22 protein-coding genes are annotated in these 23605 nt (G+C 51.1%); 14 read left to right on the top strand and 8 right to left on the bottom strand.

Annotated elements, in window-relative coordinates:
* The first annotated feature begins 137 nt into the window (after positions 1 to 137).
* The 4 genes from HU175_RS01720 (at position 138) to HU175_RS01705 (ending at position 3091) form a co-directional block, all read left to right on the top strand.
* Complete coding sequence (locus HU175_RS01720; RefSeq protein WP_176564948.1) at positions 138 to 1163, top strand: rod shape-determining protein; 1026 nt, start codon at positions 138 to 140, stop codon at positions 1161 to 1163.
* 100 nt (positions 1164 to 1263) lie between these two features.
* On the top strand, positions 1264 to 2100 hold the full coding sequence (mreC, locus tag HU175_RS01715; RefSeq protein WP_176564947.1) for a rod shape-determining protein MreC: 837 nt from the start codon (positions 1264 to 1266) through the stop codon (positions 2098 to 2100).
* The gene (locus tag HU175_RS01710) at positions 2097 to 2603 is read left to right on the top strand and encodes a hypothetical protein (RefSeq protein WP_176564946.1); all 507 of its coding nucleotides are present in this window, start codon (positions 2097 to 2099) and stop codon (positions 2601 to 2603) included. The genes mreC and HU175_RS01710 overlap by 4 nt, the downstream gene beginning before the upstream one ends.
* 2 nt (positions 2604 to 2605) lie before the next feature.
* Positions 2606 to 3091, top strand: a complete 486-nt coding sequence (locus HU175_RS01705; RefSeq protein WP_176564945.1) for a GAF domain-containing protein — start codon at positions 2606 to 2608, stop codon at positions 3089 to 3091.
* A 133-nt stretch (positions 3092 to 3224) separates the two neighbouring features.
* Here HU175_RS01705 and HU175_RS01700 read toward each other — a convergent pair whose 3' ends face one another.
* Entirely contained in the window at positions 3225 to 3653 is a 429-nt protein-coding gene (locus tag HU175_RS01700) for a DUF1573 domain-containing protein (RefSeq protein ID WP_176564944.1), read from the bottom strand.
* 231 nt (positions 3654 to 3884) lie between these two features.
* Between HU175_RS01700 and HU175_RS01695 the strand changes: the two genes are divergently transcribed.
* The 9 genes from HU175_RS01695 to HU175_RS01655 all read left to right on the top strand — a co-directional run bounded on the left by HU175_RS01695 (position 3885) and on the right by HU175_RS01655 (position 15186).
* Entirely contained in the window at positions 3885 to 6290 is a 2406-nt protein-coding gene (locus HU175_RS01695) for a thiamine pyrophosphate-dependent enzyme (RefSeq protein ID WP_176564943.1), read from the top strand.
* A gap of 101 nt (positions 6291 to 6391) precedes the next feature.
* Positions 6392 to 8098 carry a 4Fe-4S dicluster domain-containing protein gene (locus tag HU175_RS01690; protein ID WP_176564942.1) on the top strand — a complete coding sequence of 569 codons (1707 nt, stop codon included), beginning with the start codon at positions 6392 to 6394 and terminating at the stop codon, positions 8096 to 8098.
* Positions 8099 to 8110: 12 nt separating this feature from the next.
* A complete protein-coding gene (locus HU175_RS01685; protein ID WP_176564941.1) occupies positions 8111 to 8653 on the top strand; it encodes an NADH-quinone oxidoreductase subunit J in 543 nt (180 codons plus the stop codon).
* The gene (gene nuoK / locus HU175_RS01680) at positions 8640 to 8951 is read left to right on the top strand and encodes an NADH-quinone oxidoreductase subunit NuoK (RefSeq protein ID WP_176564940.1); all 312 of its coding nucleotides are present in this window, start codon (positions 8640 to 8642) and stop codon (positions 8949 to 8951) included. The genes HU175_RS01685 and nuoK overlap by 14 nt, the downstream gene beginning before the upstream one ends.
* Positions 8951 to 9556, top strand: coding sequence for a 2OG-Fe(II) oxygenase (locus tag HU175_RS01675; RefSeq protein WP_176564939.1), 606 nt, complete (start codon positions 8951 to 8953; stop codon positions 9554 to 9556). Before nuoK ends, HU175_RS01675 begins: the two co-directional genes overlap by 1 nt.
* A 61-nt stretch (positions 9557 to 9617) precedes the next feature.
* Entirely contained in the window at positions 9618 to 11507 is a 1890-nt protein-coding gene (locus HU175_RS01670; RefSeq protein ID WP_176564938.1) for an NADH-quinone oxidoreductase subunit L, read from the top strand.
* Between the two features lie 15 nt (positions 11508 to 11522).
* Positions 11523 to 13202, top strand: coding sequence for a NuoM family protein (locus HU175_RS01665; RefSeq protein WP_176564937.1), 1680 nt, complete (start codon positions 11523 to 11525; stop codon positions 13200 to 13202).
* 77 nt (positions 13203 to 13279) lie between these two features.
* The gene (locus tag HU175_RS25055; RefSeq protein ID WP_176564936.1) at positions 13280 to 13849 is read left to right on the top strand and encodes a DUF3575 domain-containing protein; all 570 of its coding nucleotides are present in this window, start codon (positions 13280 to 13282) and stop codon (positions 13847 to 13849) included.
* Between the two features lie 119 nt (positions 13850 to 13968).
* Entirely contained in the window at positions 13969 to 15186 is a 1218-nt protein-coding gene (locus HU175_RS01655; protein WP_176564935.1) for a pyridoxal phosphate-dependent aminotransferase, read from the top strand.
* A gap of 108 nt (positions 15187 to 15294) precedes the next feature.
* Here the strand turns inward: HU175_RS01655 and HU175_RS01650 are convergent, their stop codons facing one another.
* From HU175_RS01650 to HU175_RS01635, 4 genes are all read right to left on the bottom strand, one after another.
* Complete coding sequence (locus HU175_RS01650; protein WP_176564934.1) at positions 15295 to 17721, bottom strand: TonB-dependent receptor; 2427 nt, start codon at positions 17719 to 17721, stop codon at positions 15295 to 15297.
* A gap of 109 nt (positions 17722 to 17830) precedes the next feature.
* A complete protein-coding gene (locus HU175_RS01645) occupies positions 17831 to 18202 on the bottom strand; it encodes a hypothetical protein (protein WP_176564933.1) in 372 nt (123 codons plus the stop codon).
* Positions 18203 to 18394: 192 nt separating this feature from the next.
* Positions 18395 to 18895, bottom strand: coding sequence for a DinB family protein (locus HU175_RS01640; RefSeq protein ID WP_176564932.1), 501 nt, complete (start codon positions 18893 to 18895; stop codon positions 18395 to 18397).
* Positions 18896 to 18961: 66 nt separating this feature from the next.
* Entirely contained in the window at positions 18962 to 19903 is a 942-nt protein-coding gene (locus HU175_RS01635) for a helix-turn-helix transcriptional regulator (protein ID WP_176564931.1), read from the bottom strand.
* A gap of 308 nt (positions 19904 to 20211) precedes the next feature.
* On the opposite strand from HU175_RS01635, the gene HU175_RS01630 reads away from it, so the two are divergent.
* The gene (locus HU175_RS01630) at positions 20212 to 20379 is read left to right on the top strand and encodes a hypothetical protein (protein ID WP_176564930.1); all 168 of its coding nucleotides are present in this window, start codon (positions 20212 to 20214) and stop codon (positions 20377 to 20379) included.
* 88 nt (positions 20380 to 20467) lie between these two features.
* Here HU175_RS01630 and HU175_RS01625 read toward each other — a convergent pair whose 3' ends face one another.
* The 3 genes from HU175_RS01625 to HU175_RS01615 all read right to left on the bottom strand — a co-directional run bounded on the left by HU175_RS01625 (position 20468) and on the right by HU175_RS01615 (position 23474).
* Positions 20468 to 21199, bottom strand: a complete 732-nt coding sequence (locus HU175_RS01625) for an RluA family pseudouridine synthase (protein ID WP_176564929.1) — start codon at positions 21197 to 21199, stop codon at positions 20468 to 20470.
* A gap of 75 nt (positions 21200 to 21274) precedes the next feature.
* Positions 21275 to 22093: a 3-methyl-2-oxobutanoate hydroxymethyltransferase gene (panB, locus tag HU175_RS01620; protein WP_176569088.1), complete on the bottom strand. Its 819-nt coding sequence runs from the start codon at positions 22091 to 22093 to the stop codon at positions 21275 to 21277.
* Positions 22094 to 22154: 61 nt separating this feature from the next.
* Positions 22155 to 23474, bottom strand: a complete 1320-nt coding sequence (locus HU175_RS01615; RefSeq protein WP_228724446.1) for a murein hydrolase activator EnvC family protein — start codon at positions 23472 to 23474, stop codon at positions 22155 to 22157.
* Positions 23475 to 23605: the final 131 nt, after the last annotated feature.

The raw sequence follows: 23605 nt of genomic DNA, 5'->3' as shown, positions 1-23605 counted from the left end.
TCACAAACCAACTGATTGTCATCTGAAAAATAGGTAGCGCTATTCCGAAAGTAGACCTTGTTTCTTTTGAATAATCTATATTTTTGCAGTCTTTTCAACGACTGCACTCGTAATTAAGCGTTCAGCGCTAACCAGGAATGGGACTTTTCAATTTTTTAACCAGCGACATTGCCATTGATCTAGGTACGGCCAACACCTTAATCATTCACAAGGATCGGATTGTCGTCGATGAACCGTCCATCATTGCCATGGACAAAGTGACTGGCAAAGTGCTGGCGATTGGTCATAAAGCCATGCAGATGCATGAAAAGACCAATGAAAACATCAAGACAATCCGCCCCCTGAAAGATGGGGTAATTGCCGACTTTACCGCGGCCGAGCTGATGATCCGGGGCCTGATCAAGATGATTGATACGGGTAGCAAACTTTTCTCGCCGTCGCACCGCATGGTTATCTGTATTCCATCGGGTATCACGGAGGTAGAAAAGCGGGCTGTTAAGGACTCTGCTGAGCATGCTGGTGCGAAAGAGGTATACATGGTTCATGAGCCAATTGCGGCTGCCATTGGTATCGGTATCGACATTACGCAGCCGAACGGTACGATGATCGTCGATATTGGTGGGGGAACGACCGAAATTGCCGTTATCGCCCTGTCGGGCATTGTTTGCGAACAGTCGATTCGGATTGCGGGTGACGTGTTTACGCGCGACATCGTTGATTACATGCGCCGGGAGCACAACCTGCTGATCGGCGAGCGTTCGGCCGAGCAAATCAAGATGGAAGTGGGTTCGGCCCTGCCCGAACTGGACAATCCGCCAGCCGATTACGAAATTCGTGGTCGCGATCTGATGACCGGTATTCCAAAGGAAATCAAGGTAACGTACAGCGAAATTGCTTACTCACTCGATAAGTCGATTTCGAAAATCGAAGAGGCTACTATGAAAGCCCTCGAGATTTCGCCACCGGAGTTGTCGGCTGATATTTACACCAACGGGATTCACCTGACCGGTGGCGGTGCACTGCTGCACGGACTGGATAAACGGCTGGGGGCTAAAACGAAGCTGCCAATTCATGTAGCCGATGATCCCCTTAAAGCCGTTGTAAAAGGTACCGGCGAGGTGATCAAAAACCTGGATATGTATAAATCCGTATTGATTAGCTAATTAGGATCAGGCAATAAACTGGACGGCTACGTCCGGGTGAACTAGCTACGTTGGCTATTTCCCCGAACGTAGCCGTCTGGTCTACCAGCCCACCCGAGATATGGGAGAGTTAGTCGACTTTTTCCTGCGAAGCCGTAACTTCATTCTGTTTGTGTTGCTGGAAGTATTGTGTTTTTACTTTATCATCAACACCAGTAATTACTGGAGCGCTACGTACTTCAATACCGCCAACCGGTATTCAGCGCAGATACTGGCGTGGTCGAATACCGTGAATGATTACGTTCAGCTACGGCAGGTTAACGCCGATCTGGCGGCCGAAAACCAGCGGCTTAACCAGCGACTGACGCAGCTACTGCAAAGCAAGCCGGCCGCTCCGGAGCAGTATAAAGCCGATTCTGCCTTTGCCGATCGCTTTACATTCACGGTGGCTAAAGTTGTGAACAACACCACGCAGTTCGCCAACAACTACATCACGATTGATAAAGGAACCGACGACGGCATTCATCCCGGTATGGGCGTTATCTCACCCACGGGTATTGTTGGTCGGGTAAAGATTAGTAACCGGCATTTTTCCGTTATTACGTCCATTCTCCACTCGGAATACCTGGTGTCATCGCAACTAACAAAAGCAGAGGAAATTGGAACTGCCCATTGGGACGGTGTTGATCCGCACCTGATCAAACTGAATGATATTTCCCTGACCAAAACGGTTCATAAAGGCGATTCGGTGGTGACCTCCCCGCGCAATTCGACGTTCCCTCCGGGTATTCTGGTGGGTCGGGTTCGGACGATCGGGGTTCAGCCCAACCGAGTATTCCACGACATAACGCTGGATTTGTCTACTAACTTCAGCAGTCTGGCGTTCGTATATGTCGTTGAAAACAGACTGCGAAACGAGCAGGAACAACTAGAAAAACAAGTCGAGACGGGAAAATGACGCTGCGCGAAATCTCAACAACCTTATTCTTATTCGTGCTGTACCTGGCTCTGCAGATTCTGCTGGCTCGTAATCTCGTCCTGTTCGATTATGCCTTCTGCTTTGTCTATATCGCCTGTATTCTGCTGTTACCAACGGAAATCAGTCTGACCTGGACCCTGCTCATTGCGTTTGTAACGGGCGTAGTTGTGGATATTTTCTATAACACACTGGGAATGCACGCAGCCGCTACGGTACTGATGGCCTATTTCAGGCCGGTAATCGTTCAGTCGCAAATTGATGTACCCGGTATGGACTCCCGGCTTGAATTCTCACTGCAGGGGCTAGGCACGGCTATATTCTTCCGTTACGTGCTGATTCTGGCCTTAATTCACCACTCCGCGCTGTTTTTTATTGAAGCGAGTAGCCTGTCACTTCTACTGCCAACGCTGATTCGAATAGGCGCCAGTACGTTGTTTACGACGATAAGCATCGTACTGATTCAATTTTTTACCCGCAACTAACGATGGCTGAAACACTCATTCTACCGCAGACCACCGACCGGAGCGCGCTTTACGAAAGTCTCGTTCCGCAAATTGCTGCCCTCATCGACGGAGAGCCGGACCTGACGGCCAACCTGGCGAACGTAGCGGCTGCCCTCAAAGAAACTTTCGGATTCTTTTGGGCGGGATTCTACGTAAAAAAAGACAACCAACTGGTGCTGGGACCATTTCAGGGACCTATTGCCTGCACACGTATCAACTTCAATAAAGGCGTTTGCGGAGCAGCTTACTCGCGCCGGGAGACCATCCTGGTGCCTGACGTTGACCAGTTTCCGGGACACATTGCCTGTAGTTCGGCCTCCAAATCCGAAGTTGTTGTTCCGGTATTTGATCAGGCGGGCAATGTGGCGATGGTCCTTGACGTAGACAGCGATCGGCTGAATGACTTTAGCAAGGCTGATGTCAACGGATTGGAGCAGATTGCCGCTCTATTAACAGTAGTCATTTAATCAGTACCATACTCAGAAAAAAAAGATCGCCCAGCTATCCGACGGCTGGGCGATCTTTTTGGCGGGAAAGAAAAAAAGCATCCGGTACACTACCAGATGCTTTTCTTAACCACACTATTAACCCTTCAGCGTGTTAGCGTGAAGTTTTTGTGCTTTTTTTCTTGGCGTCAGCAGCTGCTTGTGCTTCTTTCTGGCTAACTACCTCACCTTTCAGGTACAAAACAGCTTGACTAGCAGCAGCGTTGCTGGTTACCGTTACCGTTTTGGTGAACTGGCCTGGAGCGGCTGCGTTGAAGGTAGCCGAGATGCTACCGCTTTTGCCCGGCATGATTGGCTCACGGCTGAAGCTTGGCTTCGTGCAGCCACAGGAAGCCTGTGCGTCATTGATGATCACAGGATCAGAACCCGTGTTTTTGAACTCAAACACGTGGGTAACTGGCTTACCCTGCTCGATTTTGCCGAAATCATGCGTTTCCTGAGCGAATTTCATCACTCCTTTTTGTGCATAGCTAACTGCAACAAATACGAAAAAGGCTACGAAAAGCGAAAAGATCTTTTTCATTGTACTAGGGAATAATTATTGGGTTGATTAAAAATTTCCTTCCTTTCAGCGTTTGTCTAGCAAACAGTTTGCCAACTAATTGCAATTTCTCAACGGCTCAACAAAGAAACTCAAAAATTCGTTTTTTTGAAAGCTGCGGTGTTTTACCGTACTTTTACTTTTACTTGGAATTGGTCTTAAGCCAATCTGATAAGAAATAATTATTGTACGTTCTCAAACCGTAGCTCCGTTGTGATAGCAAACGAACAACTCCGCTCGACCGATATTCTAACTCGTGAAAATATACTCTGGGATTATCAAATGGCCTGCGAAAGTCGACAGGCCAGTCTCCTGGGTAGGCGCGATGTTATGGGTGGACGGGCAAAGTTCGGGATCTTCGGTGATGGCAAAGAACTGGCGCAACTGGCAGCTGCCCGTGCGTTTAGACGAGGAGATTTCCGGTCGGGATATTATCGGGATCAGACATTTGTGGCGGCTTTGGGCGAACTGTCCTGGCAGGAGTTCTTTGCTCAACTCTATGCACACACGGACGTAGAAGCTGAACCAAACACGGGTGGTCGATCCATGAACGGGCACTACGCTACCCGCTGGCTGGACGAACAGGGACTCTGGCGTAATCAAACCGAACTTTTCAACTCTGTCTGTGATATTTCCCCAACAGCGGGGCAAATTCCCCGTTCTGTCGGGCTAGCCTATGCCTCCAAGCTATACCGCGAGAACCCGGCATTGCACGACATGACTAAGTTCTCCCGAAACGGTAATGAAATTACGTTCGGGACGATTGGCGACGCATCAACTTCGCAGGGGATGTTCTGGGAAACCATGAATGCCGCTGGTGTATTGCAGGTGCCGTTGCTCATGTCGGTCTGGGATGATGGGTATGGGATTTCGGTGCCGGTTGAGTACCAGACGACGAAAGGTAGTATCTCCAAAGCAATGGCCGGTTTTCAGCGGGATGTCGACGAAAAAGGAATCGAGATTCTGACTGTAAAAGGCTGGGACTACGTAGCGTTGCTGGAAACATACCAGCAAGCAGCCCGGGTTTGTCGGGAGGAACACGTCCCGGTACTGGTACATGTACAGGAGTTAACGCAGCCGCAAGGACATTCGACTTCCGGTTCGCACGAACGCTATAAATCCAAAGACCGGCTGTCCTGGGAAGCAGAACACGATTGTAACCGAACCTTCCGGCAGTGGATTCTGGCAAACGGCTACGCGACGAACGAAGAGCTTGAAACTATTGAAGCAGAAGCCAAGCAAACGACTAAGGAAGCGCGCGCTCAGGCATTAGCGGCTTACCAGCAGTCGATGCAGAGCGATTTTGACGAAGTGCTTGACTTGCTTCAGCAGGCGGCCCGGCACAATTCAAAGTCGGGCGAATTGATGGCGATTCGGGAGGAACTGCGTAAAAGCTTTTCGCCCCAACGCCGGGAAGCAACGTCGGCCGTTCGGAAAGCGTTACGTGTTTTACGAAATGATACTGGGGCTGCCCGCCAGAATCTGCGTAACTGGCTGAACCGGACGAATGCGGAAAACGCAGAACGGTATAGCTCGCACTTATATAGTCAATCGCCTGAGTCGCCGATGTTGATTGACGGCGTTCCGGCTCAGTTTTCCGAGGAAAGCCCAACGATTGACGGGTACCAGATTATGCAGCGGTACTTCGATAGTTTGTTCGCCCGCGACCCCCGTGTTGTGGCCCTGGGCGAAGACGTGGGGCAGATTGGTGACGTGAATCAGGGCTTTGCCGGACTACAGGAAAAATACGGCGAGATCCGAATTACTGATACGGGTATTCGCGAAACAAGTATTATTGGGCAGGGAATCGGCATGGCAATGCGGGGACTACGCCCTATCGTCGAGATTCAGTACTTCGACTACGTTTATTATGCACTGGCCACGTTAACCGATGATCTGGCATCGCTGCATTATCGTACGAAAGGCGGGCAGAAAGCCCCGTTGATTATTCGGACGCGGGGCCACCGACTGGAGGGAATCTGGCATTCAGGCTCTCCACTGGGTGCTATGCTGCATAGCCTGCGGGGGATACACATACTGGTGCCACGTAACATGACCCAGGCCGCCGGTTTCTACAATACGCTTATCAAAGGAGATGATCCGGCTTTATTAATCGAATCACTGAATGGTTACCGATTAAAGGAAAAACTGCCCGATAACCTAGCTGAGTTTTGTTTGCCCCTGGGTGTTCCTGACGTACTGCGACCCGGCTCGGACGTAACGGTCGTCACGTACGGCTCCATGTGCCGGATCGTGATGGAAGCCGCTCAGCAGCTAGCTGCTATTGGAATCAGTGTTGAAGTGATGGATGTGCAGACGCTACTGCCCTTCGATGTTCATCATCTGATTCTCGAATCAGTGAAAAAGACAAACCGAATTATTTTCGCCGATGAGGACGTACCCGGTGGCGCATCGGCATTCATGATGCAGGAAGTTCTCGAGTGTCAGGATGCTTACAAGTACCTGGATTCGGCCCCCAGAACGATATCCGCCAAGGCACACCGGCCACCTTACGGTTCCGATGGCGATTATTTTTCGAAACCAAGCGTTGACGACGTAATCGAACTGATTTACGAATTAATGAACGAGGCCGAACCAGATCGGTTTCCTGAACTATAGCGAAAGAGTGAAAGAGCGAAAGAGCGAAATCGGACCACCGAAACGGAGCGAGATAGCTACTCTTTCATTCTTTCGCCCTTTCGCTCTTTCGCTCTTTAGTAATGTCTTATTTTGACGATATAAAATCGGGGATTCGGACGACGGTCAAAGGGTTAGGGTTAACGTTACGTCACATTCGTAACGCAACGAAACGCCGAACGCCCGAGGGTGTAGCCAGTGACAACTACTTCGATCTACAGAACGGCCTCGTTACGCTCCAATACCCGCACGAGCAGCTGCCTATTCCGGATAATGGCCGGTATCGACTGCGGAATGAGATTGACGACTGCATCGTCTGCGATAAATGTGCCAAAGTTTGCCCCGTCGATTGCATTACCATAGACGCCATCAAGGCGACCGAAGAGGTAGGCCGGGCGTCGGATGGTTCCCCCATTCGGCTGTATGCCGCCAAATTTGACATCGACATGGCCAAGTGTTGCTACTGTGGCCTGTGCACCGCCGTTTGCCCAACGGAGTGTTTGACGATGGACAAGAAGTTTGACTATAGCGAATTCGAACTGGGTAAACTAACGTACCAATTTGCCGAGCTGACGCCCGCAGAAGCTGACGAAAAACGAGCGCTTTACGAACAATTCGTCCGGGAAAAAGAAGAAGCAAAAGCCGCTGCTAAAGCCGATACGGTTGAAAGTAAAACGCCCGTTGCTGCCAAACCGAAGCCCGCGTTCCGGCCAACGGTGAAACCGGCTACTCCACCAGTTGAGTCGCTCAATTCTGGTGAGGGCGCGGCTAAGCACCCGCTAACCGACGCGACACCATCTGAAATGGAGCAGATCGCGCAGGGTGGTCTGGAAACACAGAAACATCCAACGTTCGAACCTGCCGATAAACTCGTTACGCAGGATATTATCCGGGATGAAGTAACGGAAGCAGGATCGCCAGAGAAAGCCGCATCGGCTGCCGACGTACCAAAAGCGAAACCCGCGTTCCGGCCCAGCATGAAGCCGCCAAAACCGGCGTCAACCGAAATGGAAGCGGCTGCATCAGAAACGCCAGCGGAGCCGGCAAAACCAAAACCGGCCTTCCGCCCGTCAATGAGACCACCGGATAAGCCTGTTGACCCTACGTCTGAGGGTAGCGCTGCTAGCCGTGTGGAGGATGCGCCAAAGCCGAAGCCAGCCTTCCGGCCAACAATGAAACCGCCAGGCCAACCCGCTGATGCGGCTACGCCTACGCCCCCCGTTTCGGAAGCGGAAAGTAATGAACCCGGGCAGCCAGCGGCTGAAGCGCCAAAACCCAAACCGGCGTTCCGGCCAACCATGAAGCCCGCAAAGTCTGCTGAGCCAGACGCTGCTGCCGAATCAACAGACGAAACGCCAGTCGACGCGCCGAAAGCCAAGCCAGCCTTCCGGCCGACGATGAAACCGGCTAAGCCAACTGATCCGGTTGATGAACCAGAAGGGACGAAAATGGAAGCTATAGAAGAGAAAATCGACGTAGCACCGAAACCCGCGTTCCGACCAACCATGAAACCGGCGAAACCAGTTGAGCCGGTTGATGACGTAAAGAAAACAGAAGAGACTATAACGCCAGCCACTGAGCCAACTGCGGCTAAGCCCAAGCCCGCGTTCCAGCCGACGATGAAACCAGCGCAGAAAACTCCGCCGGCTGAAACTACGGAAACCAGTGCTAGTACGCCAGTCGAGCCAGAACAATTAGCTGAAGCTGCTAAGCCGAAACCAGCGTTCCGGCCAACGATGAAACCCAAATCGGCTCCACCTTCACCACCATCCGATGAGACATCGGCATAATCTGTTACGTCAGTGATTCAACTAGCTTTTTACGGGTTTGCCATCCTCACCATCGGCAGTGCATTGGCCGTCCTGCTAACGAAGAACGTGTTATACGCGGCCTTCTTTTTGCTCTTGACTTTATTCGGCGTAGCGGGTTTGTTCGTCCTGGCTAGCGCCGATTTCCTGGCGATTGCCCAGTTAATGATCTACGTAGGTGGGGTACTTGTGCTGGTGGTTTTTGGCGTCATGCTGACCCATAAACCAGAGCCGCCGGGTGATATGAATAGTCAGGTACCTAACCAGGTGCCTAGTCTGAACCGGAGCTGGGTAGTCGCGCTACTGGTTTCCGGAAGTCTGTTTGCGGCTTTGTATACGTTACTGGCGCGGGCTAATTTCCTGATTTTCTCCCAGCCTATTGGCTGGCAAAGCACCATTACAACCATCGGTAAGCAGCTTATGACCGAATCGGTCTTACCGTTCGAATTGATAGGTATCCTGTTGCTGGCAGCGTTGGTTGGTGCTACGTATCTGGCAGCACCAATCCTTAATTCAAAGAAAAATGCAGGCCGTTAATAGTTATATGTTTTTGCTGGTTGGGGCCGCGCTGTTCAGCATAGGGCTGGCAGTCGTCCTGCTTAAACGGCATGCCATCGTGGTGTTAATGGGTATTGAACTGATGCTTAATGCTGTCAATATCAATCTGGTTGCCTTCAGTCAGTACGACCCGGACCGACTACAGGGACAGATGCTGGCCTTGTTCGTTATGGTCGTGGCGGCCGCAGAATCGGCGGTGGCACTGGCGATTGTCTTGCAGGTTTATTGCCACTTCCGAACGGTGCAACTGGATAAACTCAACGAATTGAAACAGTGATGGAGGACCAGTTCGAACCAATTATTGACGGAATTCTAACTACTGGCTACGGCATTGCGGACGATTTCCTGACCGTAGACGAGGTGAATACCCTGGCCAACCGCCTGCGCGAGCGCCGGACAGCCGGGACGTTTAAATCGGCGGGTATCGGTAACCAGAATACGGTTGTTGAGCGGCAAATCCGGGGCGATGAAATTTTGTGGCTGGACGAAACCGATAGCACCCCTGAAGAAGCGGCTTTCCTGAAACGTATCGGGCAGTTCGTGGACTACGTCAACCGAACCTGTTACCTGGGCCTGCGGGATTATGAATTTCACTACGCGCTCTACCCGCCCGGTACGTTCTACAAACGACACCTCGATCAGTTTCGCAGCGACTCGCGCCGGAAGCTGTCGGTCATCTGTTACCTTAACCCAGACTGGCAGGAAAGCGACGGCGGACAACTGGCTCTTTATCTGCCTGACGAAGCCGGGAACGAGCAGACTATTACGATTGAGCCAGTTGGGGGGCGGTTAGTCTGTTTTGAAAGTGGCCTGTTAGAACATGAGGTCCTGCCTGCCACCCGAGAGCGATTGAGCGTGACGGGCTGGCTGAAAACAAGTTGAGTTGGTTTGTTTCCCCAGTCATCAATCTGGATATTTGCGGCCGTAACTGCCCCTGTGCCTAATGTCCCATTCACTCCTCGTTGCCATTTTACTGCTACTGCCATTCGCTGGGTTCCTGACCGTAGCGAGTGCCGGGCGTCGACTGGCGGGGGGGCTGGCGCTGGTATTTACGGGCTCCGGATTAGTATTATCGATTTTGGTTGCCACCTCGGTTCCAGCCCAGGCCGAAACCTTCTCTGTCAACTGGGCTCAGTTGACGAATGTACCCGTTAACTTTAGTCTCCGGCTGGATACATTGACGGCAGTCATGCTGCTACTGGTGCATTTCATTGCCCTGCTGGTACAGCTTTATTCAATCGAATACCTCAACGACGAACCCAAACTAGCCCGCTATTTTTCCAGTCTCCAGCTCTTTGTGGGAGCCATGCTGGGTATCGTGCTGGCGGGAAATCTGATCGTACTCTACGCCTTCTGGGAATTGGTAGGGTTAGCATCTTATCTGCTGATTGGTTTTTATTCGGATCGTCCCGCTGCCGGGCAGGCTGCCAAAAAAGCGTTCCTGATGAACCGGGTAGGGGATATTGGTTTCCTGCTGGGGATCTTTCTGACGTATTACTATTACGATACGTTCGAGCTGAGCGTCCTGCTGGATGGCGATCTGGCAACGGCACCTGCTACGGTTATCGGGCTCTGCCTGTTCATGGGATGTGTAGGAAAATCGGCGCAGTTTCCGCTGCTGACCTGGCTTCCCGACGCCATGGAAGGCCCCACACCCGTGTCAGCGCTGCTTCACGCGGCTACAATGGTAGCGGCCGGTATTTTTCTGCTGGCGCGTGTTCATCCGCTGTTGTCGCCTGACGCCCTGATTGTCATTACGGTGATTGGGACTATCACTACGCTTTGGGGTGGCTATTCAGCCATATTCCAGACGGATATCAAAAAGGTACTCGCTTTCTCCACCGTTTCGCAACTTGGGATGATGGTGGCGGGTATGGGCACGGGTAACGTCAGCGAAGCGCTGTTCCATTTGCTTACCCACGCGTTCTTCAAAGCCGGTTTATTCCTGAGTGCCGGTTCGATCATTCACGCGGTTCATTCGCAGGATATGCGGCAGATGGGCGGACTTCGCCGGGCGATGCCGGTGACGTTTATTGGCTACACCATCTGCGCGGCTGCTCTGTCGGGAGTGCCGTTGCTATCCGGTTTTTTGTCGAAGGAAGCCCTGATAGGTGGTGTATTCTCCTGGGCCGAGCAGCAGCCCGGTTCGCTGGCCTACGGCATACCGGTCCTGTTGCTAGTCTCGTCGGGTATGACCGCCTTGTATATGTCGCGGCAGTGGCAGCTCATTTTCTTCGGTAAGTACCGTAATGAGGCCGTATCGACTGAGCCTCTGCACGAACCAAGCTGGCTCATGCGCGGCCCGGTGCTGGTACTGGCGATTCTGTCCATAGCTTTCTGGTTTTCGCTCAATCCGGTTTCAGCGCATAGCAGTTGGTTTCTGCATCTTTTTTCAGCGACTGAATCGGCGGAGTACGTCTGGTTAGCCCCAGTTTCTATAGCTCTGGTGCTGCTTGGCGGCTGGGTTGGTTTCCGCATGAAAAAGGTAGATACCAATCGGTTGGTGGTACGTCTGTCTATTGAGTATGGTTTTCTGGATATCCTGTACACCTATGCTATCATCAATCCGTCGGTTCGGTTTGCGCACTGGCTCAACAAGACCGATCAGAAGGTAGTCGATGGTACGGTGAACGGTACTGGGGTCACTACCGTCGTGCTGGCTCACCTAGCCAGTGGATTTGACCGGTTTGGCGTTGATGGGCTAGTGAATGGCGCGGCCTGGCTGGCGGGACAGCTGGGCAAACTGACCCGCTCTGTGCAAAACGGACTTGTTCAATCTTACATCACAGCGGCAGTCGTAGGCTTACTACTGATGTTGTGGTGGCTTTTGTAATTTAATGACGACAGAATGCTTCTTACGCTACTGATATTTTTACCGCTGCTGGGTGCCCTGCTGGTAGCGCTACTGCCCGAGGGGCAAAGCAGCAGTTTCAAATGGATTGCGTTGGGCGTTACGTTTGTCGAACTGGTATTGGCTGCTTTTATCTATCTGGCTTTTGATACTACCGTAGCTGATTATCAACTGCTCGAACAGGCTGACTGGATTACATTGCGGCTTGGGAGTTTAGGCATAGTGTCGATCGATTACCTGCTTGGTATTGATGGAATGAGCCTGCCGCTGGTGATACTCTCGGCGGTCGTCATGCTGATTGGGGTGATATCCTCCTGGAACATAACCCAGAAGCTCAAGGCGTACTACGCACTGTATCTGCTTCTGACAGGTACAATTATGGGCTGCTTCGTCGCGCTGGATTTCTTTCTGTTCTTCCTCTTCTTCGAGTTTATGCTCCTGCCGATGTATTTCCTGATTGGGCTGTGGGGTGGACCACGTCGGGAATACGCGTCGATTAAGTTTTTCCTCTATACGCTGCTGGGCTCGCTGCTGATTCTGCTCGTGATGATTGGGTTGTCGATTTCGGTGATTGATCCCATCAGTACGGCGGTGCAGGCAGGGCTGGTGCCCGATGTATCGCTGGTAACGAGCGACGTGATCCGAATCCTGCAGGAGCAGCTACAAAGTAGACAACTTGAGCTGTCGCAGGTGGTGCATACGTTCGATATGCGCTACCTGGCCGACGGAAATAATTACCTGCCAACCGCATTCCTGCATCCGGGAGCAGACCTGGTTCTGTTTGGTATGCCAGTACGGATGCTGGCTTTCTGGGCCATCTTTCTGGGTTTTGCCATTAAACTTCCTATTGTTCCGGTTCACACCTGGCTGCCGGATGCGCACGTCGAAGCGCCGACACCCGTATCGGTTGTGCTGGCGGGTGTCCTGCTGAAGATTGGCGGCTACGGTTTTCTGCGAATCGTCTGGAATTTCTTCCCGGATGGGGGGATGGTGTACGCACTGCCCTTGGCGGGGCTGGGTGCCCTGTCAATTGTGTACGGTGGATTGAACGCCCTGGCGCAGAACGACGTAAAGAAAATGATCGCCTACTCGTCGGTATCGCACATGGGTTTTGTCCTGCTGGGAGTCGCTTCCCTGACCGGTGAGGGCATCAACGGAGCCATCTATCAGATGGTTAGCCACGGCGTTTTATCGGCTATGTTGTTCCTGGTCGTTGGGGTACTGTACGACCGTACTCACGACCGACGTATCGACTCATACAGAGGCTTACTGCATCTGATGCCACAGTACACCATCCTGACCGCCGTTGCTTTCTTTGGTTCGCTGGGGCTGCCTGGTTTCTCGGGTTTTGTGGGCGAATTGTTCACGCTCATGGGCAGCTTCCAGTCCAGCTATTTACCCGGCTGGATGACGGCGGTGTCCACAACAGGTTTACTGCTGGCAGCCGCTTATTTCCTTTGGACGTTACAGCGGATGTTCTTCGGAATAACCTGGGTACGTACCGTTGAGGAACGGCAGTTTACGACGGCGGTGCTTACTGATCTGACGGTTCGGGAGAAACTGCTTTTAATTCCGCTGGGTCTTATGGCCCTGGTGATAGGGCTATTCCCCAACGTCGTTTTCAATCTGACAAATGCGTCCGTCGGGCAGTGGATGCTGAAGTTTGTGGCTGAATGATGATTTATACCAACCTCCTTTTAGTAGATATTAACCATGTACGAGTTCTGTAAAATATATCTTTACAGAAAAAACATATGTACATAAGATTTTTACTAATTTCCTGCCTCGTTGGTCTTACCTCTTTTTTTTGTAATGCTCAGAGCCAGAACGTGTTAAAGATGGATCTGGTATCTGTTTTTCAAAAAGGAGTGCTAGTTTCGTATGAAAGAATATTAAATGATTCCCGTAGTGTCGAACTAGCTGTTGGCTACACCTCAAAGAGGGATTTATTCAGCAAAATACAGGTTGCCACTATCACTCCTCAGTATAAATTCTATGTATCCGATTGGGAGAGCGCTCCTAACGGATTCTATTTTGCTCCATCACTGACGTACGGTTACGGAAGGGCTGAAGAGTCACTGTTATCCTTGTGGAGTACTTCTGTATCTGTTCACCTTATAGGCCCCGGATTGAATTTAGGGTACCAGAAGCTTATCAAAGATAAAATTGCTTTGGAAGCATCTTTAGGTCCGGTTTATTACAGCGCATTGGCAACTGCATCGTCGGACTACTCTGCTATAGGAATAAGCCCTCAGTCAATAAAATTAGATGGCTTTAGTGGGTTCGCTCTACAGCTTAACTTAAACGTAGGTATAGGTTTTTGAATAAAATACTACCTCCGTTCAGTAAGCACTATAGAAATTGTGAGTTGAATAATGCCATGGGTATTCAAACCTAGTACCTTTGCCCTCAGTTTGTTATCAAATTGTCAAAAAATACTACTATGTCTGCCACGCTCGACACTGTGAGTTTGTTAGCCGATCGTATTAACGCGCTGGAAGAATCGTCAACGCTGGCGATGACCAAAAAAGCCCGTGAACTGGCTGCGCAGGGTCATAAAGTAATTAGTCTGAGTGTTGGGGAGCCTGATTTCAAGACACCCCAGCACATCTGCGAAGCCGCCAAGAAGGCGATCGATGATGGATTTCATGGCTATTCGCCGGTTGCGGGTTACCCCGATCTGCGCAAAGCCATTGCCGATAAATTCAAACGGGATAACAATATTGACTGGAAACCCGAAAATATCGTTGTCTCGACCGGTGCCAAACACTCGCTGGCGAACGTCATTCAGGTGTTGGTCAATCCGGGAGACGAAGTCGTGATCTTCTCGCCATACTGGGTGAGCTATTCCGAAATGGTGAAGCTGGCCGAGGGGAAAGCAGTGGTGGTCGATGGCTCATTCGAGAACAACTTCAAAGTGACGCCGGAGCAGTTCGAAGCGGCTATTACCGATCGGACCAAGATCGTCATGTATGCCTCTCCCAATAACCCAACCGGTTCGATCTACTCGGAAGCCGAACTGCGGGCTATCGCCGACGTAGTCGCTCGTCACGAAAACATCTATGTGCTGGCCGACGAAATCTACGAATACATCAACTTCACGCCTGAAGGTCATTTTAGTATTGGCTCGATTCCGGAAATTGCGGAGCGTGTTATTACGGTAAACGGTGTTGCCAAAGGCTTCGCCATGACTGGCTGGCGAATCGGGTATATCGGTGCTGCCAAATGGATTGCCGAAGGCGTTGAGAAACTCCAGGGGCAGGTTACGTCCGGTACGAACTCGATTGCGCAGAAAGCAACCGTGGCCGCCTTGACGGGCCCGCTGGAACCCTCACAAGAGATGACGAAAGCGTATCAGCGTCGCCGTGATCTGGTAGTGGGCCTTCTGAAAGACGTACCAAACTTCCGGGTTAACGTGCCCGAAGGTGCTTTCTACGCCTTCCCGGACATCAGTTATTACTACGGAAAATCAGATGGTATGACGACGATCAATAACTCGGACGATTTTGCATCCTGGCTGCTCAATACGGCCTACGTATCGACGGTAGCGGGTTCGGGCTTTGGTGCGCCCAACTGCCTGCGTATTTCGACGGCTGCTGCCGACGAACTGCTGGTCGAAGCCGTGCAACGCATAAAGGACGCTGTTGCTACGTTGAACTAATTTTCAAGAAGGAGAAAGGATCGGTCCACCGTCGCGGAGGGGAGGAAAGGAGAAAGAGGCTTGCGCTTCCTTCGTCCTTTCCTCCCCTCCTGCTTTTCTCCTTAAAAATTACCTTCTTCCGATCGGGACGACGGCTTTCAGGCTGAAGTTGCGCCCCATATTGTAGACACCCTGTCGGCCGGTGGCCTCGTTGACGCCGAAATATTTCAGGCGGTTCTGGTGACTCTGGTACGCTACGTCGAACACATTCTGTATTGTCAGGTAGAGCGAAAACAGCGTCCTGCCCGAATTATTCGTGATATCCGTTCCGCCACCCAGGTTCACCAGCGTATAGGCTGGTGTAGTGGTTTCGGTCCCGTAGGCCAGTAGCGCCTGGTTCTGGGCGGCATTATGTTCCACTTCCAGCAAAGCATATAGATTGTGCCAGTGGTTGCCGGCTTCAGCGCGAGTCAACTTTAGCTGACCGATGACACGCGGTGGAGGCAGGAAGGGCAGGTATTTCGTCGAATCGCTCGTGGACGACAGGTTGCGCGACCGCACCAGCGAGTACGAGGTCGTGAAATGGAACCACTGGGCCGAGCGTGGATTAACGCTGATCTGGCCCTCACCCCCAAACAAGACGGCGTTGCCCTGCACGTACCGATACGTCAGGATTGGACGGCTCGGATCGACAATGGAATCCCGACCGAACCGGTCCGTGACTTTTTCCGAGTACGTGTAATTGTTGATTCGGTTCTGAAACAGACTCACCGTAATGGCTACGTCTGGAGTTTCATAATTGATACCCAGATCGCCCTGCCAGGATGTTTCTGACCGCAGGTTTGGACTCCCGATCTCGTAGCGGAACGTACCGGCATGTTCACCGTTGGCCGATAATTCAGGCGTAGCGGGTGCCCGGAAACCCCGCCCGAGGTTGGCTTTTACGGTCCAGCGACTCGATAAATTATACGTAGCGCCCAGGCTGGCTGTTGGGTTTGAATACGTTTTGTTAAGCCCAACAAAGCGAAGCTGTCCGCCGGTAATGGGCGTTTCGCTGAAATTACCGTTACTATCGGCATATAGCCGGTTGATCCGCATCTGACGAATATCCATGCGAATACCGCCGTTGAGCGTCAGCCGATCTGTTTTCTTCTGTCCGAACAGGAACAATCCATTATCCCAGGAGCGATAACCGGGGTAGAGGACCTGCATCCCTTTGTTCTGGTTGTACTGCCACAAACCATTGCCGCCAACGGTGAAATCCCATCCATTCCGGCCGCCGAAGTAATACTTCAGATCATAGAAAACATTTTGCAGGTAGAAGTAAAGCGCGGGCTGATCCGTTAACGTACTGGCAAATTCCTGACGCCGGTTCTGGCTGTAGCTCACAATGGCCGACAGGTTGCCACCACCAACTTTCGCAAACGTATTCCACGACACCTTCAGGTTATTCAGGTTCTGGTAATTACCCAGATTGATCGTGCGACTGCGCAGATCGGCGTTTGTGGCAGGAGCTACGGATTCGGAATCGGCAGATACCCGTACGAGTTTGAGAAAGCGGCCACTTGGGTCGCGCTCGCCCGTAACAATGTTAATATCCTGGTGCCAGTTCGAGAAGTAAATTTGTGAATACCCCCATTTGCGGTTTACACCAACAGTACCATTTACATCGTATTCGCGATAAGCAGACCCATACACACGTCCGTCGAATTGGTTCTGGTAATTACCGGCGCTTTTACCACTCACCCGCAACCGGGCAAACACACCGGATTTACCCGTTCCTTCAACCATCGCGGAAAGGCCCAACATACCGTTGTTGCTCTGGTAGTTCGCCAGAATCTGCCCCCGCGTTACGCCCGCTTCGGGGGGACGCGCCGAGATCAGGCTCATTACACCACCGAGGCCGTCGGAACCATACAGAAGGCTACCCGAGCCTTTAATAATCTCGTAACGCTCTATTGAATACTCGTCGACCTGAAGCGCGTGTTCTTCACCCCACTGGTTGTCCTCCTGCCGAACGCCGTCGTGCACCGTAATGACCCGGTTGAAGCCAAGACCCCGAATGACGGGTTTCGACAGACCCACGCCCGTTGTGATCTGTGACATGCCCGGCAGCTTCCCAACAGCATCGACTAGGTTAGTGGAGCTGGTCTGGAGCCATTGAATTTTGTTATAAGTCATAATCGGAACCGGACTGTCCTTGACGGTCGAGCCCGTTGTTAGTCCCGTTACTACAACTTCTTTGAGTTGCGCAGCCACTGGATCGAGTTGAAAATCAGTAACAGTACCACTACTGTTGAAGTGTATCGTTCGACTAAGAGTCTTATAGCTAATTAGTCGGACTTCAACCCGGTGCGGTCCCGGAGCAATATCGGCAATGCGGAAACGGCCCAACGTATCGGTCAAGCCGCCTTGTTTTGTGTCGGCAATGTAGATCGTAGCGCCAATCAACGGGTCACGGTTGGTTTTGTCCAGTACCTGTCCGGTAAAAAACGACTGAGCCGAAGCGAAAAAGGGGAAAGCCAGAAAGATGAAACTAAGGAGTGATCGAGTCATAGAAAGCTGGATAACAGTTAATTAAAACAGGTGTTAAAACCATACATAAACGCCCGTGGCTAGACCAATACGCTTGGCTAGCTGACAGGAGATTGTAGGAAAACCAGAATTAAATCAACTGCACCGGCGGACCGCGATGCTGGAAGGCAAGATGGGTAATTGAAAATCCGGCTGTCGTGCGGATGGGTAGAAACCGGTTCAGCAGCAGGATAACGGCAATAACAAGTGCCCATACAAACGTACCGGGGCTTTCATAGAGCGCATTCGTAAACGCGTCGAGTCGGATCAGTTCATCCCGACTGTGGGTATGATCAGGAAAGTTTGTACCGGGTGCGCTTTTGTACGGGTGCGCGTGGCATAAAATTGTTCCGTCGGATAGTCGGTGCGCGTGGCGAAAGATAATCCCGTTGGCAAGTATCGCGAAATACAAGCCAAATAAAAGGCGGGCAATCCCAGACCGATATACACTCAATTGGAACAATGTACCGAAATACAGAAGAAATTTCTGTAAAAGTATCTAAAACCACGTATTCTTCTTCTAGGTAATACTAATTAGTGCCCGTTTTTATAGAAAACAGAGGATACGGTTGGTATAGGTCAGCCATTATAGGGCGAATAAAAAAAGATCGGTACCTGATTGCTCGGGTACCGATCATGAAAAGGTAGGCTGCTATTAGAAACTTTGCTCGTCGGCGCTGGGACCGTAACTGCCCGGAATTGGTATGTCGAGTAGGCGCAGGTAAACACCCAGCTGGGCCCGGTGGTGAACAACCTGGCTAAACGACATACGGATCATTTCGCCGGTGGAGGAAACACTCAGAATCTGGTCCCCATACCGTAACGTCCATGTCGGGAGCAGCTCATCGTCTGTGGCTTCGGCCAGTGCGCCCCGCCCCTTAGTCTGAGATTCGTCGAGGAAAGTCAGTAATGTAGCGGTACTGTCAATAGCGGGCGGGGAGTAGGGGGTAACCGCAAAATCAAGCCCATCAGTTGTCAACGCGAGATGTGTCCACGAAGGCAAATCGGCAATGTGCGTGGCCAATTGCCGGATCGTCATGCTTTTGGGGTGAGGCTGCCAGTCGTATTTATCATCAGGAATACGTTCCAGCATCTTCCGCGTGGTGATGGCTTCCTGATCAAATTCTTTCTGGAGTAGGGGGATGATGATCGACATGGGGCGTTGTTTTTTGTTTGAAACAAAGTAACAATCACCCGGTGACAGCCCTGTGTCAGTAGCTTTTCAGAAATGCTGCGCCATCGTACGAACGATTTCCTGAGCGCGTTCACGCAACGTAGCAGGCTCCAAAATCTTAGCCTGATCGGCAAACGACAAATACCAGCGTGCTATTCCTTCGGGGTTGTAGGTAAGGAAGGTCATGTCGATGTAGTTATCGTGTTCTTCCTCCGACACGAAGCCGTTGTAGTATTTCTGTTCGGACAGATGCCTGACAATCGCTTTGTTGATTCGTAATACAACTCGGTTCAGATCGCGGTCGGGATACATGTTCCGCAGGTATTCCTGCAAGGGCGGATGAACCGGCTGGAAGCGTTCAGCCCCAACCCGAATGGTACTCATGCGATCCATCCGGAAATCGCGGTAGTCTTGTCGTAAGCGGCAGTACGCGATCAGATGCCAATAGTGATCCAGGTAAAAGACACCGATCGGTTCGACACAACGGCTGCTTATCTGTTGCTGATAGGCTGTGTAGTCCAGGTGCAAAACCTTCCGTTCGGCAATCCCCTGTAACACGGTCTGCAGGGGGTTGATAGCCATCAATTCTGGACGCGGCCGACGCCCCTGTACGATCTCAATGCGGTTATCGATACGATCGAGCAGGTCTTTTTCGGTAGTCCGAAGCACTGACTTAATCTTGAACATAGCCGACTGGTGATCGGCCGTGGTGGCTGTATCCGTCATTTTAGCTACTAGTTTTTCTGCAGTCAGCAACGCAATGGCTTCTTCCCGCGTAAACATGACAGGAGGCAGACGATAGCCATCCATTAGTGAGTAGCCCACACCCGCTTCGCCCAGAATAGGAACGCCAGCCTCTTCAAGAGTTCGGATGTCGCGATAAACCGTACGTAAGCTAATCGCGAACCGATCGGCGATATCCTGCGCTTTTACAACTCGTCGGGACTGTAACTGAATCAAAATAGCCGAAATGCGATCAATACGGTTCATGAAAAGCGGCCAAAAATACTGACTTTACTTTATTGATATAGTTTATCGGTAACTTGGAACGAAGGGGTCGCAAAAGCAGATGATAATCAACGGATAAGTAACCCTAAGCGCCTTGTTTTACACTTTTATAGAAAATTTAATGTAGATTTAGTTAAAGAAAATACTCATTAAGTTATATAAAATGTGTAAATTTGGTTAGCAGAAAAAAAAGAGAAAGAAAACCTGAATCAGGCTATACTGTTCCTTTAGATTTTTGTAAACTTATATACATTTTCCCCCGTAAACTGATGAAAAACGTAAAAATCCACATGATCTTTCAATGGGTCTTCTTTCTGCCCATTATTCTGCCCCTATGCTTGCTGTATGGGGCTATACGCGGTGCTATGCAAATGACCGAGCGTGTTCTTGAACAAATGATGACCGATATTACGCAGATGAAGGAGACGGAAACGTCACATTCACTGATGGAGCAGTAAGCTCAACATAGCTTACTATATAAATCAAAAGCGCCTTACATAGTCCAGAGACTGTGTAAGGCGCTTTTTCATTTTTAGCCGGACCAGACTATTCAAAAATAAAGTCCATATTCTTGTCTTTGAACCGTTCATCGTCCAGCGCCAGAAATTCTTCCCAGAATGGATCAGGGGGCAAGGCAGCTTTACAGACCAGGGGTTCTTTCTTAACCGGATGGGTAAAGTAAAGCCGCCGGGCATGCAGATAAATTTTCTTATCGGGTACGGCCCGGTCATACCCGTATTTCACGTCACCGCGAATAGGGCAGCCCATATGCGCCAGCTGGGAACGAATTTGATGCGGACGACCCGTAATTGGATTTACTTCGAGCAGGTAATGTTCATTAATCTTACCCAGCAGCCGGTACGACAGCTCGGCTTTTTGTGAGTTAGCCACTTCGTAATCGTAGACCGTTACCTGATTTTTCTGTTCGTCTTTAACGAGCCAGTTTACTAGTTTATCAGCACTCTTGGGTGGTTTTCGCCGGACGACAGCCCAGTAGGTTTTCTGAACCTGACGCTTGCGGAAAATCTCATTCATCCGCTCCAGCGCTTTCGAAGTCCGGGCAAAAACGACCAGTCCACTAACCGGACGATCCAGCCGGTGTACGAGTCCCAGGAAAACTTCGCCCGGCTTATCGTATTTTTCTTTGATATATTCCTTCAGTAAGGTTAGCAGCGTTACGTCGCCGGTACGGTCGCCCTGTACCAGGATGCCCGGTGCTTTATTAACAATCAGCAGGTGATTGTCCTCGTAAATAACCTGAAATGGTTGATTTTTCATGCTCTTGTAAACCAAAAAGCCAATACGATTGCAGTAACTGGCTCTGCATCTGTGTATTTGCTCTTTCTCATTAACTCAATACGCTTCTTTCTCGTTCGGAAAGTCGCGCGCTTTTACGTCATCGACGTAATGCGCAATGGCTTGGGTCATCGTCGTATGCAGGTCCGCATACTGACGCAGAAACCGTGGCTTGAATTCGTTTGTGATGCCCAGCAGGTCATGGATAACCAGAATCTGGCCATCGGCGTCCGGTCCAGCACCAATGCCGATCGTAGGAATGGTCAGGCTTTGCGAGACTTTTTTTGTTAAAGCCGCCGGAATTTTTTCCAATACTGTAGCAAAGCAACCAATTTCTTCGAGCATTTTGGCGTCGTCGAGTAGCTTCTGTGCTTCGGCCTCTTCCTTTGCCCGTACGGCATACGTACCAAATTTATAAATAGACTGGGGAGTCAGGCCCAGATGACCCATGACAGGAACTCCCGCGCTAAGAATTCGGGTAATCGACTCTTTGATCTCCAGGCCTCCTTCCAGTTTGATAGCGTGCGCGCCGGATTCCTTCATGATGCGAATGGCTGACCGCAGGGCTTCTGACGAGTTACCCTGGTATGAACCAAACGGTAAATCAACTACGACCAGCGCCCGCTTTACGCCCCGGACTACTGAGCTGGCGTGGTAAATCATCTGGTCGAGCGTAATGGGGAGTGTTGTTTCGTGACCGGCCATTACGTTGGAGGCCGAGTCGCCCACGAGAATAACTTCAACGCCGGCCTTGTCGACAACCCGCGCCATAGAGTAATCGTAGGCTGTGAGCGCCGAAATTTTCTCGCCTTTATTTTTTAACTCCTGAATTGTATGCGTTGTAACACGCTTGATGTCTGGATTATGAACGGACATGGTTCCATAAGCAACGTAAGGTCGCAAAGGTAGGGCTTTTTAGCCTGCTTATCGGCCAGAATTAGTGCGCCTGGAGCCACGACTCAGGATTGAGTTTGGTAAACTCTTTCCAGATCTGAAACTGAATCTCGGAAACACCGTTTTTGTCGGTCGCTACCGTGCCAATTGATTCACGGGCTTTAACGCGCTGCCCCGTCTGAACAGAAACGCTGCGTAGCTTGGCGTATACCGTAAAGTAATCGCCGTGCTGAATGGCCACTACGTTGTTCATACCGGGCATGCTCGTTACGTCCTGTACGATACCATCGTATACCGCCCGAACGTTTTCGCCCGCGTTCGTCTGAATATCGACGCCCTGGTTTTCCACATAAATGCCTTTCAGAACGGGGTGGGGCTTTCGGCCAAACCGGTCGGCGATAAAACCTTTAGAAACCGGCCAGGGGAGGTGCGCCCGGGAAGCTGTAAACGATGAGGCCAGTGCCGTTTCTTCATCGTTGAGGTTATTATTACGTCGTTCGTCGGGTTTCTTAACTGTGGGTTCAGGCTCGGGCTCGACCGGACGCGTTGCTTTGGCTACCGTTTCCGGGTCAGGCTTTTCGCCCGCTTTCTCGGCAGCCGCTACGGCCTCTTCGGCTTTTCGTTTGGCTTCGGCTTTCCGGGCGGCTTCAAGGCGGGCCAGCCGCGCAATTCGCTCCCGTTCGGCTCGCTCACGGGCTTCGCGGGCGGCCCGTTCGCGTGCTTCCCGCGCAATGATGCGTGTGATCATGCTTTCCAGCTGACTAACGGCTTTTCGGCTTTCGGCGAGCTCGGTCCTCAGGTCTGTTTCTTTCTTGCTTAACTCCTGAACAACGGTGTTCTTTTCGTCTTTCAGCGTTTCCAGTTTTTCGGATTCCTTGACTTTTGAGGCTAGAGTACCCTGTTGTTCCTGACGTTTGCGTTGCGTTGCCTGTTGTTTACCCTGCAGAGAGGCCTGTACGGTGTTGATCTGACGCACCTGGCTCTGCCGCGCATCGGAATATTGGCGCAGATAGCGGTAGCGGGCAACAAGCTGATTGAAATTGTCTGATGCGAACAGAAAGCCCAGTGGGTTGACCTGTTGACGACGGCGGTCTGCCGCATAGACCATGGCTCCGTATTCTTTTTTCAACTTACCCAGATCCTGCGTCAGCTTTGTGCTCGCCTGTTTCAGTTCCGTGATTTCGGATTCCGTCAGGCGTAAGTCTTTATTCAACAAACCAATCTGCTTGGACTGCGTTTGAATCTGTTGGTCCAGCGCTTTCAACTGCCCCAAACTGACCTGCTTTTCGGAAGAGGTCTGCTTCAGCACTGTATTAATCTGGCTCATACGTTCCATGTTCTGCTTCTTCTCTTTTTCCAGCATTTGGCGGCTCCGTTGCGTTTGCTGCGCCGTCACAATACCCGACAACAGCAGAGCGCCAAACAATAGAAAGCCGGATCGTTGAGGAAAAGATAGAGAAGCTAATAGGTAAAAACGCATAAATACGGGAAGCC

This window comes from Spirosoma sp. KUDC1026, assembly GCF_013375035.1.
Lineage (GTDB): Bacteria > Bacteroidota > Bacteroidia > Cytophagales > Spirosomataceae > Spirosoma.
This window is presented reverse-complemented; position numbering and strand designations above follow the sequence as displayed.